This window comes from Pseudobacteroides sp., from assembly GCF_036567765.1.
Lineage (GTDB): Bacteria > Bacillota > Clostridia > Acetivibrionales > DSM-2933 > Pseudobacteroides.
This window is the reverse complement of record NZ_DATCTU010000121.1, coordinates 120474-138724: the sequence shown is the minus strand read 5'-3', so window position 1 is coordinate 138724 and position 18251 is coordinate 120474. Positions and strand designations below refer to the sequence as shown.

At 35.0% G+C, this 18251-nt stretch carries 10 protein-coding genes and 1 pseudogene; 7 read left to right on the top strand and 4 right to left on the bottom strand.

The features are described from left to right. Positions 1–24: 24 nt before the first annotated feature. The 4 genes from VIO64_RS20415 to VIO64_RS20400 all read left to right on the top strand — a co-directional run bounded on the left by VIO64_RS20415 (position 25) and on the right by VIO64_RS20400 (position 5452). On the top strand, positions 25–702 hold the full coding sequence (locus tag VIO64_RS20415; RefSeq protein ID WP_331921608.1) for an RHS repeat-associated core domain-containing protein: 678 nt from the start codon (positions 25–27) through the stop codon (positions 700–702). Positions 703–803: 101 nt separating this feature from the next. Next, positions 804–1709 (top strand): substrate-binding periplasmic protein, encoded by a 906-nt coding sequence (locus tag VIO64_RS20410; protein ID WP_331921588.1) that lies wholly within the window; start codon positions 804–806, stop codon positions 1707–1709. 153 nt (positions 1710–1862) lie between these two features. Continuing rightward, a complete protein-coding gene (locus VIO64_RS20405; protein WP_331921587.1) occupies positions 1863–3452 on the top strand; it encodes a methyl-accepting chemotaxis protein in 1590 nt (529 codons plus the stop codon). 488 nt (positions 3453–3940) lie between these two features. After that, entirely contained in the window at positions 3941–5452 is a 1512-nt protein-coding gene (locus VIO64_RS20400; RefSeq protein ID WP_331921586.1) for an ArnT family glycosyltransferase, read from the top strand. Between the two features lie 4 nt (positions 5453–5456). Here the strand turns inward: VIO64_RS20400 and VIO64_RS20395 are convergent, their stop codons facing one another. Next, positions 5457–7496, bottom strand: a complete 2040-nt coding sequence (locus tag VIO64_RS20395) for an LTA synthase family protein (protein ID WP_331921585.1) — start codon at positions 7494–7496, stop codon at positions 5457–5459. A gap of 34 nt (positions 7497–7530) precedes the next feature. Here VIO64_RS20395 and VIO64_RS20390 point away from each other — a divergent pair, with 34 nt between their 5' ends. Continuing rightward, positions 7531–7704, top strand: a complete 174-nt coding sequence (locus VIO64_RS20390; protein ID WP_331921584.1) for a hypothetical protein — start codon at positions 7531–7533, stop codon at positions 7702–7704. A gap of 1432 nt (positions 7705–9136) precedes the next feature. Here VIO64_RS20390 and VIO64_RS20385 read toward each other — a convergent pair. Next, positions 9137–9901 carry a DUF58 domain-containing protein gene (locus VIO64_RS20385; protein WP_331921583.1) on the bottom strand — a complete coding sequence of 255 codons (765 nt, stop codon included), beginning with the start codon at positions 9899–9901 and terminating at the stop codon, positions 9137–9139. A gap of 143 nt (positions 9902–10044) precedes the next feature. Beyond that, positions 10045–10913: pseudogene (locus VIO64_RS20380) on the bottom strand (AAA family ATPase). A 398-nt stretch (positions 10914–11311) separates the two neighbouring features. On the opposite strand from VIO64_RS20380, the gene VIO64_RS20375 reads away from it, so the two are divergent. Further along, the gene (locus VIO64_RS20375; RefSeq protein ID WP_331921582.1) at positions 11312–16042 is read left to right on the top strand and encodes a carbohydrate-binding protein; all 4731 of its coding nucleotides are present in this window, start codon (positions 11312–11314) and stop codon (positions 16040–16042) included. Positions 16043–16164: 122 nt separating this feature from the next. On the opposite strand, the gene VIO64_RS20370 is transcribed toward VIO64_RS20375, so the two are convergent. Next, the gene (locus VIO64_RS20370) at positions 16165–18000 is read right to left on the bottom strand and encodes a glycoside hydrolase (RefSeq protein WP_331921581.1); all 1836 of its coding nucleotides are present in this window, start codon (positions 17998–18000) and stop codon (positions 16165–16167) included. Positions 18001–18055: 55 nt separating this feature from the next. Between VIO64_RS20370 and VIO64_RS20365 the strand changes: the two genes are divergently transcribed. Then, positions 18056–18241: a hypothetical protein gene (locus tag VIO64_RS20365; RefSeq protein ID WP_331921580.1), complete on the top strand. Its 186-nt coding sequence runs from the start codon at positions 18056–18058 to the stop codon at positions 18239–18241. Positions 18242–18251: the final 10 nt, after the last annotated feature.

Below are 18251 nucleotides of genomic sequence, written 5' to 3'. Positions count from 1 at the left end.
GGCCACGGTGGTGTAACGGCATTAATCAGTGGTAATGGAGAAGTAGTAAATCGGTATCAGTATGATACGTTTGGTAATACAGTTGAAGCTGTTGAGAAGGTGCAGAATAGATTCAGGCATGCAGGTGAACAGTACGATCAGGTTACAGGCCAGTATTATTTGAGAGCAAGATTCTATAATCCAGTGGTGGGAAGGTCTACACAAGAAGGCACTTATCGTGGTGATGGATTAAATCTCTACAGTTATGTTAATAACAATCCTAACAAGTATTATGACCCAAGCGGATATTGTGCTGAAAAGAGCAACCCATATAGAGATAACTTAAGTGTTTTTGATGCTAGAGGATATGATAAGTTTTTGGTTAAAAAAAAGCATGTTCCTTCTGAAGTAGATGCACGAAAGGCTTTCCAACAATTATTAGACAGAGATTTCGAAGCATATGCTAAAAACTTTGATTTTTTATCAAAACCTAATAAAGCACATTTTTGGAGTGGTGATAAAGAAATTGCACGTGAGGTTGCAAAACGCAATAAAGGTACCATAATGGAAGATACCCCAGGTGGAAAAGTTATTGATGGTTGTGATTGGTTGAATGAAAAATATCCAGCAACACCGAATTGGAGAACTGGGAATAATCTAGGGCCGCAGCCGTTATGGAAAGTAGTATCTAAAGAATATACCGGAATTCCTATACTCAAATAAAAATTAACTATAATTAACCTTTAATTATAATCCGATAATTTAATTAATACAGATACATTAATGTATATAATCTGTAAAAATTATAATAGGAGAATGATATAATGAGAAGGTATATTTACTTTGTGATTATCTTAGCACTTATTTTTGCATTTTCAGGTTGTGGAAGCAGTGAAGTTGTTAGTAGTGACGAAAAAAACAATGAGTCACTAGCTAGTCCCGTAGCAAAAGTAAATAATGAACCCCAAAGCAGTGCTGCAAATAGTGATAAGCAAAAGGAAGTTGTAAAAGGTGAAAAAGCAATTAATGAAATTGAAGTCTCCTGGTTTGATAATCCTCCGCACATTTATATGGACAAACAAACTGGCAAATTGACAGGTGCTGCTTACAAACTACTTGAAGAACAAATTGCTCCAAAAATGAATATCAAATTTGTATGGGACAAAGAATCTTCAGCAATTCCAAGACAGACTTCCAATTTTGAAGCAAATACAAAAGCTTTTGCCTCTGCCCTTTTAACAAGAAATCCTGACAGAGAGAAAATTTCAATATGTTCTAGCAAAACATATTTTCAGAGTCAAACTGCAATGGTGGTAAAAAAAGACAATCCTCTCAATGAAATAAAGAAAGTTGATGAAATTATTAATTTAAAAATTGGTTATGCTGAAAAAAGTTTTGTCAGTCCTTTTATGAAAGATAGCAGAATTAAATTTGATAATACAACTGCAAGCAACTATCATGAAACAAATCTGAAAAAACTTGTTGCCGGACGTATTGATGCTGTCTATGCTCCAGATAAAGCAGCTCTTTTGGGTGTTGTAAAACAGTTAGGTATGGAGAATGATGTGAAGATACTGAATCTTCCAGAAGAGAAAGCTCCATTTTTTGTAGTGTTTTCTAAAGCAGCCAGTGATATTGCCAATAAATACAATGAAGTTACAAACGGCATGGATCTGGAAAAAGAATATAATAGTTTGCTATCCCAATTTATTGATACTTCTAAATTGTAACCATAATTGTTATTCATTCCCCAAAGTGAATATTTTATATTCTGATAGTCCAATGATGAGATATTATTGTGATCCTTAACAATAATATCTCAGATCACTTTTATTAGTCCCGATCTAATACTTAAAGAATCATTTACTGGAGGAGGAATAACATTGAGTTTTTTTAAGCTTAAAAAGATTTCCTTAGAGTTCTCAATTCCGATTGTTATTTCAGTTATAACAGTTTTAGTATTATCAAATTTAATAAATGGATTCATAAGTTTTAACTCTCAAACTAACAACCTACAAAAAAGAACACAAGGCCTTATAAGAATAGCAGAAATGTCATTGATTGATCCGCTATGGCAATTCAATACACTTGGCATTGAAGCTTTTGGTAATGCCTTGATGGAAAATAATGAAGTAGGAAGTGCTGAGATTTTTGATAACAAAGGCAAATCTATTTTTAAAAAATCCAAGACAGGTACTCCGTATAAAGGTTCAAATCTAATGCCTGTATTGAGCAGTGATATTTCCAAGGATGGAGAAAAGATTGGGAAAATAGAATTAACTGCAACAAAATTCTATGTGATTCAGGACATAACCAATTCGATTATAGCTGCATTGGGTCAGACATTGTTCATTGTTCTTATATTGTGGATTATTATTATATTCACATCAAGAAGAATTGTTCGGTCAATTAAAAGGCTTGGCGATTTTGTTAATAAGATTTCTCAAGGAGACTTTACTTCTTCCTTGCAAATTGAATCAAAAGATGAGTTAGGCTATCTAGGAGCAAAAATACTTGAGATGTCTTCCAATTTATCACAATTAATAAATAAAATAAACGAAACAGCCAACCTATTAACAAATTCATCTGTTGAGCTTTCAGAAGCAACAAATACAAACTACAGATTGAACAAAGAAATAGTAAGTGCTATTGAACAAATTGCCCAAGGTACTTCACAGCAAGTAAAGGATGTAAGTGATGGTGCAAGTCAGGTTAGGGAGCTTGCTTCAATAATTGAGAGTGTTATAAATTCGGCAAATCTTCTTGATAAAGAGATAAAAATTACTGAAGATTTAGAGGCTAAAGGTCTAGAAACAGTTAATGATCTTAAAGTGAAGACAATACAAAATAGTAATTTTTCAGCAAAAATTAATGAGATCGTATTAGATTCTCACCTGGGGGTAGAAAAAATAAGCAAAGTTTCTGAAACAATATCTCAGATTGCAGAACAAACCAATTTGCTTGCTTTAAATGCTGCCATTGAAGCAGCAAGAGCAGGAGATATGGGAAAAGGTTTTGCCGTTGTTGCTGATGAAGTAAGAAAATTAGCAGAGCAGTCTTCATCATCAGTAAATGAAATTAATATAATTGTAAATGAAATAAAGAAAAATTCAGAAAATATTAGTAAAATGATAATTGAGATTAATGAGGTTTTGAAAGAACAAACGGTTTCTTCAACCGATGCGGATAAGATCTTTAACAACATTTCCAATGCAATGCAAAATACTAAGGCAAGGGTTGAGGAAGTGTTTCTTCATAGTAAGAATATGGAATCAAAGAAAATTAAAATTGTTGAGATGATTGATGAACTATCTGCAATAATGGAAGAAACAGCAGCAAGCAGCCAGGAAGTTGCCGCTTCAGCAGAATCCCATTCAAAAATGACAGAACATTTAAATACATCAAGTTTTCAAATGAAGGATACAGCCAATGAGCTTTCGCAATTTGTTAGTAAGTTTACAATTAAAAAATAGTTACTGCTTAGGCATTCCCAATACGGGAGTGCCTTTGTTAATATCTAGTGCAATGTTTCTCGTAATTTGTATTTTTTGATTTGAATGATAAAGTATTTCATATAGATTTGACGCAAACGCAGCAAAAAATAAGGAGTATGCAATCATGACAAGGGGAGGGTGAAAAACCATACCGATGCTTTGCAGGGAAGGATTTAGACCAAATCCATTACTGCTAGCACCAACAACCTTAAAAGGATTATTTATAAAAATCAAAACAATTAAAAACTACTTACACCAATAAAATTCGAGTCTATTTTAACCTTTGTGTCTTCGATGTAAAATATAGTAAAAAATTGACGACTTGTGTAATTGGATATAGAACTTAATGCTATAGATTATCTCTACAATGTATGCTGTGCCGGTATTTCCAGCAGTGCCTTACAATGTTGCATTTATCAAGCATTTAGTATAGAATAAGTAATAAATTATACAGGAGACAAGGGTTTATGTTATTGAAAAATGTTAATAAAAAGCTTGCACTAGCTTTATATATTATATTCGGTGCTTTCCTGCTTGCTGATTTTGTGATAATTATTAAGGAAAGGCCACTGGGAAGCTTTTTTTCACCAAATTCAAACACTGCCACAATCCAATGGGCTATCTTTATTATTTCGGTCTTTATTGGTGTTGGACTTTTAATTTACTTAACATCAAAGGTAGTAAAGAAAATCAATATATTCGGGACAAAGCTATCTGTTTTTATTCTGATGATACTGACCGTGATTCCAAGGGCTATATGGATTAGTTTGGTCAATGTATTACCTCAATCCGATTTTTTAGCATACCACAGTTTTGCCGACTTGGTCATAAAAGGAAAAGTTGCCGGGAATACATACATATCGTTATTTCCTCACTATTTAGGATATTCCAGTTTCCTATCTGTATTCTATAAAATTTTCGGTTCAGAAGTTATAGTTGCACAAATTTTAAACGTTTTAATATGCTGCGGTATTACAGTGCTAATATATATAATAGGAAAAAGAATTTTTGGAAATGAGGTAGGGATTTTTGCAGCCCTGATAATGGTATTTTGGCCGTCTCAGATTTTTTATGTAGTTTTAATATCTACAGAGGCATTATATACATTCCTGCTGCTGCTTTCTGTTTACCTGTTCATAAGAATTCTGGATTCAAAAAGCAGCATTGGTATTACAATTATAATGTTTATTATACTTGGAATGGAATGTGCCGTAACAAATTCAATAAGACCTTTTGGGATTATTATGTTAGCTGCTATGGCGATTTATTACTTAGTTTTTTACAAACAGAATTTTGTCATATTGAAATCAGCACTTTTATCAAAAGCAGCATGTTTAGCTGCCTTGTTTATAGGTTATACATTATTTAGCTCCGGAGTAACCGGACTAATAAATTCAGCTGTAAAAAAAGATATACCTAAGTTTCCGGCCGGATTTAACATATATGTTGGAGTTAATTACAAATCTGAGGGATCATGGAATATTGAAGATGCAAATACATTGATGGAGCTGATTAAAAAGCCTGGAAGTACGCCTCAAGAAACCCATAATGAATTAATAGGTATGGCAATAGATAGAGTAAAACAGTACTCAATTAAAACCGATATAAATTTGATTTACAATAAATTTAAGACCATGTGGGTGGTTGATCACGACAGTTTGGTCTATATAAAAGCAGGGCTGAACAAAAGTGAACCTTCACGTATGAGCTATGAAAAGTATGAAAGGCTATTGGTAAAGGTGTCCAATTATTATTATTATGCAATGCTTATACTAAGTGCAATCGGGGTAGCATGTTTGTTAAAGAGAAAAGAAGTTAGCAAATCTCTTTTGCTTATCCTGTTAGCTCTAGGTATAGCATCAGCACATATAATTCTTGAAGTGGCCGGCAGATATCATTACCCTGCAATATCTATCTTTTCTTTAATAGCAAGCTTTGGGCTGGTAAGCATAACACAAATTAAAAGAGCGTCGCTATGAGATTCTATTTGTCAAGCAAATATTGTTTACCGTTAATTATATCGTATTCAATCATCTTGTAATCTTTAAAATACTGATTGGTTGTATCAATATTGGTGCTTAGTGTTTGATGCAGATATAGATTTTTTTCTTCTAGGCCCTTTAGAACATTAAAATAGCTAGGGTACTTGACTCCTGAGTCTTTCAATATTTCAAAAGCTATATGTGACGGAGAAAAGGGCTTATCGAATTTTCTTGTTTCCTTTATATTAGACCATGAAGCATATGGAGCCAAATAATTTCTGAATTCTTTTTGTAATGGGTCACTTTCCGGGTTTAAACGATTGTAGATATTTTTCATGTCATTAACTGTGCCAAACCTTGGCAAATGATCTCCGAAGAAATAAACAATAGTTGGTATTCCCGAGGCTTTTATAGATTGAATCAGCTCGTCTAGAGCATTGGCACTGTCTTTTATACCTTCTGCATAAGTGCTTATGATGTGCTTTTCATCTTCATTAAGTTTATCTGATTTTGCGGTTACTGTTAACTTATTATATTTATTTACGTAAGGGTCATGATTCTGCATTGTAAGTCCGAATATAAATTTTGGTTTGCCTTCAGTAGATAAAAGTTCCAAGATTTTATCCTTGAATTTTTCATCTGATACATAGGGACCTTTGACGTCTTTTTTTATATCAAAATCTACTGAAGTTAGAAATTTGTCGAACTGCAAAAACTTGTAAACCTTGTTTCTGTTATACATTTCAGCTAAAAATGGGTGAACTGCAATTGTTTCATAGCCATTGTCCTTAAATACCGAAGCAAGCCCTGGCGTATTTCTTCTTATATACACGTTATAGGTAAGTATTCCAGGCTGAAAGAAGTAGTTTGATAAGCCTGTCAATGCTTCAAACTCAACATTTGCTGTTCCGCCTCCGATTGCAGGCGAAACAATATCCCCTTTTTTATATTTTGAAAATCCTTTCATTATATCTTCATTAAAGCTAATATTTTTAAGCCTGGTCGGGTCCCAAAAGCTTTCAGACATTATCAAAACAACATTGGGCTTTACTTGTGTATTGTTATTCTGGGGAAACTCTTCTGAAAGCCTTGTTGTAATTTCGTTGAGTTTTTCTTTTGAATACCCTTCAGGCTTGGAAAATGTATAATGTTTATAATTTTTTATATACATGTAGCTTTGAACAAGCAAGCCGTTATCTTGCATTTCCTGTTTACCTATATACCAGGATTTTGCAATACCCAGCTTTACAAGCTGCTTTGGCGAATTTATTATTAATCCGTTTACAACAAGCAATATAAGAGCAAAGGGTAAAATATTTAGAAGTAATTTTGGTTTGAAACGATTGCGAATGTTTTTTTTGAGTATTAAAAGAATAATAAATCCTACAACCAATATAAATAATATTGAAAATATTAGCGGAAGATTAACATATTCTTTGGAAATTCTTATTCCCTCGTTTATTAAATACATATCCCATGGGTAAAAAGGCTCATCAAAATATATGAATTTAATAAAGTTGGCTATAATCAGGATTGTCATTACAACAACAACCAGGATTTTTGATAAAAACTTTCCTAAAGTTCCAGTAAGAAACAGCGTGATAGTTGACAAAACTATAAAATTAAACATTATTGACGGGGTAGTAATAGCAGCTAGGGTAGCCTTTATATTTTGTCTGGTAACAAGTTCGGCAATAAATATAAAAGACCCAACAAATATAAAAAATTTTACAAACTGCAAAGTAATATTCGAAAATTTCTTGAATAATTGATGAGAATCATTTTCTTCCGGACTTTTCTTTATAAAATTTTGAAAAATATAAATATATAGAAAACCAACACTTCCTGCCAGCCAAATCAGTAACATTATATAGAAAGGCTGATATATAGCCATTTTGTATTGGCCAACAGAAAAATCAATCAGCTTTATATTTTGACTATTTAAATGTTGCTTAATTCTCAAAATAAATAGAGATACACCAAGAGTTGACGATAATATATTTAGAATTATTATTACCAATGACCTCTTTATCTCTCTCAATTGCATTCCATTTACCATATATCCTAAAAGATAAATGGGATATAATAATATTGGAAAAAGCGGTATTCGCAGATTAAATAAGGGAACTATATATGATGATAAAATTGCAACAGGAAAAGCAACGCTTAAGAGTACTTTGTATCTTACAATGTATGGTGTTATAAGATGCCACAACATGAATGACAGTATAAAAACGTTTAATAAATAGATTTGTGTATTATATGTTAATAGCAATATTATTAAGTTGTAACCTAGATTTATAAATATAGACTTAAAGCTGATTTTAATATCTAGATGACCAATTAAGAATACACTTATTGAGCACATAGCCATTGCAAGAATAGCAATTTTCTTATCTGAAGCAAATAATACATCCAATAAACAACCTAAAGCTAAAAAAACTGCTAGAATTATATATTGGCTATATTTAGTTAAAACATTTTTAAACAATTTCATTACTTCCTTTGCAAATTATTAGGGTTGTAGATTAATTATAACCTACAACCCTAATAATTATAATAATAAAAACTATATAATGCAATACATTAATACCGAAGCATATTGATGCACACCGATCCGTATTAAGCGAATAGGATTCCTTGAAATTACAGCTTATGACCATATTTTTTTGCCAGCATTTCAACTTCAACGGCTTCCACCATGTCATAACTGTAACGTGCCTTGTTATAGGCGGAAGTAAGCCATGAAGCATCCTCCTTGTAAAGCCCCTCTAAATCATAGCCCAGCTCATTTGGCGTTAGCTTGTCATTAAATTTATAACCTCTTTTTTACAAAGCTCCAAACTTTATGCTTGTATATAGACCTTACTTTATCCCTGTTTGTATTAAGATCTTTCCATGACAATTCTTTTTTGTTTATAAGATGAAATATATACTTGAAATTTGGCCAATGTCGTAAATTAGACTTTAATAATGTCTCTTTTTCATCTACATAACCGAGTGTATTTTCTTTAGTCCTATTCTTTTGAGACTTGTTTGAAAACCAATGGGCTATATTCCGTATCAGCTTAATGACAACGTATATTGTAAAAACTATAAATCCCAGGCTTATAACTACTGTTAGGGAATATAAATTTTATTTTCTGATTTGAAAAAAGCAGCCTTTAGCTGGTCAAAGCTGCAGATTGGAAGAAATACAGCTATCATTGCAAACCCCGATATATTTAGTAAACCTTTATGGCGATAAAGGTTGTCAGACGTGAGAAACAGTGCGTTGAAAATAAAATATAATGTAAAGAGTAAAGTAAAGACAGGTACAGGGGATTGTTTTATCCAATTGCTGCTGCTAATACGGATACCCCTGAAAATTGAGACTGTTATCATAATAGTATATAAGATTGAAAATGGGTTTAAAAAACCGATTATGAAATAGGTGATTAGTCCTATTATAGAACTAATACCTATATATAGAGCATTTGATTTATCTTTAAGAAAATAGCCTACAAGTATACCTGTTAAGTAGAAAACAGACAACCCTGATATAACCGGAAAAATTCCCGTAATGGGAAGTTCAATTACCGTTATAAGGAGCAGTATAGGAAATATAAATAAAATCTTGATAGCAGATTGTATAAACTTAATCGCAATATGTTTTAGAAAAGCAGTCATACAAACCATCCTTTAGCACAAGTTTAGTATTTCAACCTTACAGCCTAAATCTTTTATTCTTTGAATGCTTTTTTTCATATGATTATTAACATAAGACGTTATAGCCAAGAAATCAGCATTTTTTGCAAAGCTATCAGATAAGTCGTCTAACAGCGAGTGAAATGGTATTGTTTTCTTTAGCTCCATAACGGCTATTGATTCCAGCAGCAGGTTCACATGGCCGCAGCCGGCACCCGCCGGTATAAGAACAGGTTTTTTTATATCTTGCGATGAATAGCAGTTACAACAAAACCCCGTATCAATGCCTTGCGATATCATGTGGTTGGTGATTGAGGCACAATAAGATACTGCCTTTTCCATAAGACCCATATCGGTGTTATCGTCCCAGCTATTTTTCATTGATTGAATGTTTAACAGTATTATGATCTTAATGTTTGATGTGCAGTCTGTGTTATGAACTTTAATATTACTGGTTCGGGCAGTTGATTTCCAGTTTATTCGGTTCATTGAATCACCATACTGATAATCCCTGTTAAAGGCATCATTGCATGAAAGAACTGCGGATTTTAGGGTATAGAAGCCTCGTTTGCTGCACTTGACAGTATGTTTACGGGTAATTTTGGTAAAGGGTAAGAGGCTGAAATAACTTCTGTGGAATTGTTGGTGCCTTATATCAAGGTTTGCTTGATTTTTAAATTGGAGATAGGGAGTAATTTCCGACTCAAGTTGAAGCCATACTATTGGTATTAGCTTATGGTTGGATATTACTTCAATCATTTGAACATTTTCACCTTCGAAGACATGGGATAAACTAAATGACCTTGAGTATATAAGATTCTTCAGCCCCCAACTTTTGTAAATAAACGCCTGGATATATACAATAATCAATGTTGATATTATTAACAAACCGGCACTCATAATTATCTGGATGCTTTCAATATATTATCCTCAGATGGTACCGGAGTACCTGAAATAATTTGATTCAAAATACTTTGCATATTATCGATGCCTCTTCCCAGAATAGAGTTTTTCAGTATCAATCTATGGCCTAGAACAGGGTTCGCAAGATGTTTTATATCATCAGGAAGTACATAGCTTCGGCCCTAGAGGATTGCATATACCTGGCAAGCTTTTAATAGGGCCTGGCTGGCTCTGGGGCTTGCACCAAGAGCTATATCGGGGTGGTTTCTTGTTTTTTCTATAATTTGCAGAATGTATTTTAAAATATCATCATTTACATGAACTCTGCAATAGGACTTTTGAGCATTAAGAATCTCATCGGATGATGCAACAGGTTCAATACAATCTATTGGATTGTTTGCAATAAACCGTTTCAAAATTTCCAACCCTTCTCCACTTGAAGGATAGCCTATTGAAACTTTAAATAAGAATCTATCAAGCTGTGCTTCGGGTAAAGGGAAAGTTCCGTATGTTTCAACAGGGTTTTGGGTTGCAATGGCCATAAAAGTTTTGTCAAGAGGCCTGGTTTCACCGTCTATAGTTACCTGTCTTTCCTCCATACATTCCAAAAGGCTTGATTGAGTTCTGGGAGTAGCTCTATTGATCTCATCTGCCAGGAGAATATTTGAAAAAACAGGCAGTTTAAGGATTTGGCAAGGGTTTTAGCCAGTAAGGTTTTACCCATGCCAGGGACATCTTCTAAAAGAATATGTCCGGAAGTGATTAGTGCAATTAGTGAAAGGTCAATTATTTCATCTTTTCCTACAATTACTTTGCTAATGTTCTGTTTAATCTTTAATGCCATTTCTTTTATTTTCATAGTTTCCATATCGGCACAGCTCTTTGCAACTGGCACCATAATTGACCAAATTCCTATTTACTCAGGCACAATAAAGTGGTATAATTGTATTAGAGATATGCTGTTTGTATAAATTTTATTTTATTGGGATTATTTCACTTCAAAAACATCAAAGAGAAAATTTCCTTTGAATTACATCAAAAATAACTTTCCTTGCGTTTTCCAATGGTTATTTTTAGCTTGCTCCTAAGGGTCAATGCTGTTTGTTCTTTACTTTGCCAAATTCAAGATTTTAACATTTTTACATATCAATCGAGTTTCAACATAATTTTTAAATATATTTAATTTTTTTTATTTATTTAATTTGAATTCCTATTTTCTATTAGTCGGTTAAGCCTAAAAAAATAAGTTCTTAGGAGGAATTAATTATGTCCAAGAGAAGATTGTTTACATGGCTTATATGCTTTGTTTTCTTCTTTGTACAATTCGGAGGCTTCTTCAACATGGCTCCTTTTTTTGACAGCAAGGTTCACGCTGCCACAAATTCACTTCAGGTACAGTTTTTCAACAATAATAAATCTGGACCTTCCATAGTTGTGTATCCTCAGTTCAAAATAACCAATACCGGTACAAACTCAATAAGCTTTTCCGATATTAAATTGAGGTATTACTATACTATAGATGGTGAATTCCAACAGCAATTTTATTGTGACTGGTCAACATTGTCAATAAGTAATATTACCGGAAAATTTGTTAAAATGCCCAACCCTCAATCGGATGCCGATTATTATTTTGAACTGGGATTTAACTCTTCAGCAAGCTTTGAAGCAGGAAGCTCAATAGTTATCCAGACAAGGTTTACAAAAATGGATAATAATTCCTATAATCAAAATAATGATTATTCTTTTAATAATTATGCAACGAATTATGTTGACTGGACAAAAGTAACAGCACATATTGGAGGCAATCTGGTTTGGGGGCAAATACCGGGAGGTTCATCAAATATTGTTTCAACTCCTGTGCCTTCATATACAAAAACCCCAACTCCTACCCCAACTCCAACACCATATACATGGATAACCCAGAGGAGTGCTTTTTCGAGAATAGAAGCAGAAAACTATAATATCCTTAACTCTGGAACCATGCAGTCAATAAGTTTAGGTAATGGTCAATACAGTATGGGATATATTTTTGGCGGGGACCATATGATATACAATTCAGTGGACTTTGGAAGCACTGGGGCAATCTCGTTTAAGGTAAATGCTGCATTTAACTACCAGGCAATAGCTACAATAGACATAAGATTATATAATCTAAACGGTCCGAAATTGGGAACAGTTACAATAGGGCCTACAGGTAACTGGAATATTTACCGTGTGAGTTCCTGTAATATATCTCGAGTTACGGGAATAAACGATATTTGTTTGGTATTCTCGGGAGGTGTGGATATTGACTGGTTTACTTTTTCAACAGATGTAGCACCAACGCCAACCCCGACTCCCATTCCTACTAAAACGCCAACTCCCACTCAGACCCAAACACCTACACCAACTAACGTACCAAATGCTACTCCAACAACAGCACCAAGCTATTCACCAACTCCTACTAAAACACCAACGCCAACTCCGACCAATACACCAACTCCGACCAATACACCAACATCAACCCCGACCCCAACTCCAACTGCTACACCAACACCAACTATATCGGCAACCCAGAATAGTGCTTTTTCAAGGTTGGAGGCCGAAGACTACAGTAGTTTTAATGGTGCAAGCATTCAAAAGATAACCACTACAAATGGAGGAAGCGGTGTCGGGTATATTAATAACGGCAACTATCTTGTTTATAGAAATATCAACTTCGGAAGCGGAGCAACATCATTCAAGGCTTTTATTGCAACAGCAAATTCTATGAATATTCAGATAAGACTAAACAGTGTATCAGGTACACTTTTAGGCACCTTGAATTTAACATCAACAGGGGGCTGGAATACATATGCAGAGAAAACATGCAGCGTTACCAGTGTAGGAGGAACCTACGACCTATATCTCGTGTTCTCAGGCTCTGTAAATATTGACTGGTTTATGTTCTCAGGGGGAAGTACTACTGCTCCGACTTATACTCCAACTACATTTCCGGTAAGTACTCCAACAAAGGCGTCTACATATAGCCCAACAAATACATCTTTACATACTCCTACAAAAACGCCGACAAACACACCTACAAGTGTACCTACAAGTACTCCAACACCAACTAAAGTCTTACCAACACCAACCATGCAAAATATTGCATTGAATAAAATGGCAATATCAGATTCACAATATTATAATTACAGTACAGGAAACAATAACGGTTTCTATCCCGGATATAATCCTTATCAAGGATTTGGATACGGGTATAACCCAAATCCACCAGCAAATAGTTTCTTTGCAGGCTATGCAGTTGATGGAAATGCTTCGACAAGATGGTGTGCTGCCAATGATGACGCAGGTCACTATCTGCAAGTAGACCTGGGTGGATTTTATAATATAGCAGGTACTGAAGTTTTTTGGAAGAAGGATTTAGGAAAGATATACAGGTACAAAATAGATGTATCATCAAACAGCATTAATTGGATTATGAAGGTTGATAGATCAAATAATACAGAATCTGATGATGTTCAATCAGATTATTTCCTGGCAAATGGCGTGCGCTATGTGCGTATTACGGTAACTGGAATGCCAAATGGAGCTTGGGCAAGCATATACGAATTTAAAGTGTTTAAAAATAACAACACTATTGCAACAGTTGCACCCCCCCAGAAAGTTTCTACACCGACAAAAACTCCTACACCTGCACCAACAAATACTCCTAGTGCATCCAACAGCCATACTCCACAACCTACCGGTACATTGGCAAGTGCTCCAACAACTTCCGGTATTACTCCTACTCCCACAGCTACACGCACAACGACACCCGCAGCTACCCCCACACCTGCAGTTATAGATGATGAGCTGCCTTCTCCTGAACCACCGGATAGTGTAGTGGCTAACTTAGTACCTGCGGTTCCTGAGGATGTAAAAATTTTGGACATTTCACGCGTGATAACTACAAATGTGATTCCGTCATTGAAGCCATTTGATACTCAAAACCTTCAGTATTCACTGGGAAGTGATGTAGAAATTCAAGCCCAGGAAAAAAACAAGGAAATTATATTGGCACTGGATACCTCTGCAAGTATGGGAGCATCCAATGGCTCGGAACCATTCAATGATGACATTTTCAAATATACACTTTTTGCCGGGGAAACTGATACTTCATTAGATAAGAGAAAACAACTATACTTTGAATCTTCAGGTATAAAAGTAAAAGGCAGTGTCCATTCCAATAGCAAAATAAATATTGAAACTTCATGGGACTCATCAACTTTTGAGGGCGATATTGAAGCTGTTTCATCGTTATTTGCAACATATGGCAGTTCTAAATTTATAGGCGGAACCCTTTCAGGAAGTTCTGTTTCTGCCGAAGGTTGTGCATTGAATAACGGAGCATCTACTAAAGTCCCAGGCAATGTATCTGTAATAAAGGGTATGGCTTCTATTCCTCTTGATTCACTAAAGCAGAATGCTCAGGAACGTGGTGTGTATTATCCATCTCCCACAGTGGCACCAACTGGACAAACATTAAACTTTGACTCTCCGGTCTATGCCGAAAAATCACTGATAATCTCAGTTGACTCATATAAAGGAACTGGGTTAGTTGCAGCAAAGGAGAAGATTACCATTCAAGGAACTAATGTATCTCAAGATGCAGGCTCGTCAATGTGTATATATTCAGGTGGTGACGTAGAAATACAATGTAACAACGGAAGTATGAACGGAATCATATATGCTCCTAACGGCAATGTATATCTAAGTGGCTCAAACTTTACAATAAATGGAAAAATTATTGCAAAGTCTATCACATCCTGTACATATGGAATTAATATAATAGACCAAGGATATTCTAATATAGTTGCAGAACTTAAAGAGTACTTTGACTCTAGCCTCCTAGAGGAAAAAGAGGCAGCAAAAGCGTTCATCGATAGATTTGCCGGAACCGATACTAGAATTGGTATTATCAGTTACGCAAAAACTGCAGTTGTAGCTATGGACTCATATAATAATGCATTGTTCTCTTTATCACGACCGGCTAATGTTGCATTTCTGAAGGCATATATTGATAGGTTGAAACCTCAGAGTGAATTTTTAGAAGGAACAAGTACTCCGATGAGAAATATTGGAGATGGAATGCGAAGGGCTTATTATATACTTGACAATTCACCTGATATTAACGCATCAAAGTTTGTTGTAGTTTTTGCAGATGGAGCAGCAAATGTAAGAACAATAGATGATCCTTATACCAATAACCCATTTATTATTGACGGTGATGCACAGTATGTAGCAGTTGACCTTCCACCGCCTGCACCAATGCTGGGAACTGCAGGAGGTTATGCATCATACATTGGCGGTATGATGAGAAGTAACTATCATAAAATATACTTTGTCAGCATGTCGGGTGCAGTTACGCAATTGGAAAACATAGCTGTGGAGAGCGGATCAAGCATAACATCAGGTTCTAACCATTGCTATATTAATATAGCACCTCAAACTATATTAAGTGTTACACTTGCAGCTGCTACGAGCGTTGATAATGATGTGCAGTATTTAGAATATGCTGATGATTTGCAGTTTTCTATGGCCTCATTCAACGAAATCTTTCCTGCAGGAGTTACAGTAGTGTCAGTTGCTGCACCATATGATTATTTCACGATTACCAAGATAGATTCGGGCCCTAACAAAGGTAGGTATCAGGTCAGTGCAAATATTAACGGGCTGGTACTGCATAAGATTAGCCAAGGAAGTAATGGTTTTGCCAAATATAAGCTTATGGCTCAGAAAATAAGTATAAATGAAAACGGTAATATATCTATTTCCCTTCAACCTGTTGACAAAATCGTTATTAAAGTGAAATATTCATCAAAATCAGGACCCGTTAAAAAGGTTTCAAATAAACTATTCTACTCGGAAGTAAATTTCAACAACAACCAGGTTGAGTACACTGACTATTTCGGTAATAGCGGGTCGGCCGGTGCAGAGAATTACCAGCAAAGACTATACATATCACCGGATGTAATGTGATTATGATAAATACAAAAAGGTAATAGGTTATCTGAGAACAAAATCAAATAATCAAGTAAAACCCCGGTATTTACCGGGGTTTTACTATGTATGGAAGTAATTTTATTTCCTGTTTGCTTGATTTATAATGCAGGGTAACTTTCAGCAGTTGCACTGAAGTGTTTGGCCACTATCAAAACGTCTGCCATGTTGACAGCATTATCTTTGTTTAAATCGGCCACGGCATTGTAATTAGTGTCTTGTGATGTGCTGCCGAAATATTTGCCTATTTGGAGAACATCTGCCATATTTATTACACCATCCTGAGAGATATCTCCAGCCCAGACTTCTACAGGAGCTGCAGCACTTCCCAGTCCCGTGCCGGAAATCTTTACATTGTTGATTTCTCTGGTAAGATATCCAGGTTTACTGATTTTTACAGATACCTCAGTTGCAGTCTCAGGTATATTTGTTAATTCAAAATAACCATTATTGTCAGTTAAGGCAGATGTACCTTCAGTTTCTACTGTGAAATTTGCTTTCATATCTGGTGATGCACTTTCAAAACCTGGCTTTACGTATCCGATAAGTTTTTTTGTGGGCTTTGCCCCAACAAATGTAGTTACTGATTTTGCAGGCAAATTGCCTGTAAAACTTGATCCGCTTACTGCTATATTTGAACCTTCAGCTAAATTTTGAGTTGCAGAAGTTGTGTATGGTGTAACTGATGAAGCAGAAAAACCTTTCATATCAAATGTTACTGATTGATTTGATGAGCCGTTATTTATGGCAACTACTGCAAACTCACCGGTAGCCGGATCTTTGTATGCAGTTACATATACACCTGATACAGGATTTGCTGTAGCGGAAAATCTTTGCCACCCGGGCCTTATAAATCTTGCATACTGTCCAATGGTATAAAGTCTTTTGGCAACGGTATAAGTCTTTGAACTCATGTTCATTTGAATCAAGCCTTCCCCATTATGGGTTTTGTAGCATGCACCCCACCAGTAACTCCATGAATTTCCCTGGGTTATAGTCATAAAATCATGAACTTCTTTTGACCATTTCAAGCCATCATCGATTGTAATATCATTACCATTCATATCTGACACTTCTGTCATCCAAATACCTTTTCCCTTTGACTTTGTAGTAGGGAATGCTACATATGTAGAACCATAATTATGACAGCCAACGATATCGGTTCTTTTAGATGCAGTAGCATCATTGAGGCTGTCTATAGCAAAGGATTCGGTACATGCCATGGGTTCTCCCATAATAACTTTTGCAGTTATATTTTCTTTATCAAAAGTTGGTACCAGATAATCCTTCATAAATGTTTTAAATTGAGCTGATGACCATGTGCATGAAGAATAGTTGGTTTCCAGGTTAGGCTCATTTGAGATTCCTATATGCGTAATTTCAACTCCGAATTTAGACTTGTAGTTTTTTATATGTTCAGCTAAATAGGTTGCATAAGCTTGATATTTATCTGCTTTAATAGTTCCCCTTGATGTAGAACCGTTTGATTTCATCCAGGCTGGAGGACTCCACACTGTATAAAGCAATTTATTAACTCCATACTCATCCCGGATGGTCCTATACATAGCTATCTGGTCATCGTTTGATTCTTTCCAGTCCCATGTTGTTTCAGAAGGCTGCATTGTCTTATTGGGTCCATCTTCTGCATTTCCCCAAGTTCCGCCATCACCAAGTATTGAACGGAAGATGGAGAAACCTGCACCTTTAGTTGTTGAGAATAATAAATCGTAGATCTCTTTTTGTTTAGTAGATCCTAAAAGGGCAATATTATTTGATTGATGAAAGGCTTCAGAAACACCAAATCCGTCAATAGTCTGATTATTGACCCCCCAGTCAAGAGTAACTGTAGATGCAGCATACAGGTTAGCAGGTAGAGACATGACCAGTACAAGCACCAATATCGTTGCAATACTTGTAAAACGAATCACTTTTTTCATACAAAAATCCCCCTCAGTATTTTTTATTTATATATAGTTTTTGTTTATACGGGGTATGGATGAAGGAATTGTACATGAATATACTATAGAAAATTATTCCTTCATTACAAAATTCGCATTAAATAACTTTTTAGGTACAAAATTTCTAAGCTGTTTTGTAAACAAAAATAAACAAGGCTTCACTGTTGATTATAATAAAAATACAGCAGAAAAGAAAGGCTTTTCTATCATACCAATATAAAGCATAAAAT

What these genes read in the sequence shown, in the direction of transcription:
- VIO64_RS20410 (WP_331921588.1), top strand. Translation starts at nt 804, where the DNA reads ATGAGAAGGTATATTTACTTTGTGATTATCTTAGCACTTATTTTTGCA.
- VIO64_RS20400 (WP_331921586.1), top strand. Translation starts at nt 3,941, where the DNA reads ATGTTATTGAAAAATGTTAATAAAAAGCTTGCACTAGCTTTATATATT.
- VIO64_RS20390 (WP_331921584.1), top strand. Translation starts at nt 7,531, where the DNA reads ATGGGATATAATAATATTGGAAAAAGCGGTATTCGCAGATTAAATAAG.
- VIO64_RS20375 (WP_331921582.1), top strand. Translation starts at nt 11,312, where the DNA reads ATGTCCAAGAGAAGATTGTTTACATGGCTTATATGCTTTGTTTTCTTC.
- VIO64_RS20385 (WP_331921583.1), bottom strand. Translation starts at nt 9,901, where the DNA reads ATGATTGAAGTAATATCCAACCATAAGCTAATACCAATAGTATGGCTT.
- VIO64_RS20370 (WP_331921581.1), bottom strand. Translation starts at nt 18,000, where the DNA reads ATGAAAAAAGTGATTCGTTTTACAAGTATTGCAACGATATTGGTGCTT.
- VIO64_RS20365 (WP_331921580.1), top strand. Translation starts at nt 18,056, where the DNA reads ATGGATGAAGGAATTGTACATGAATATACTATAGAAAATTATTCCTTC.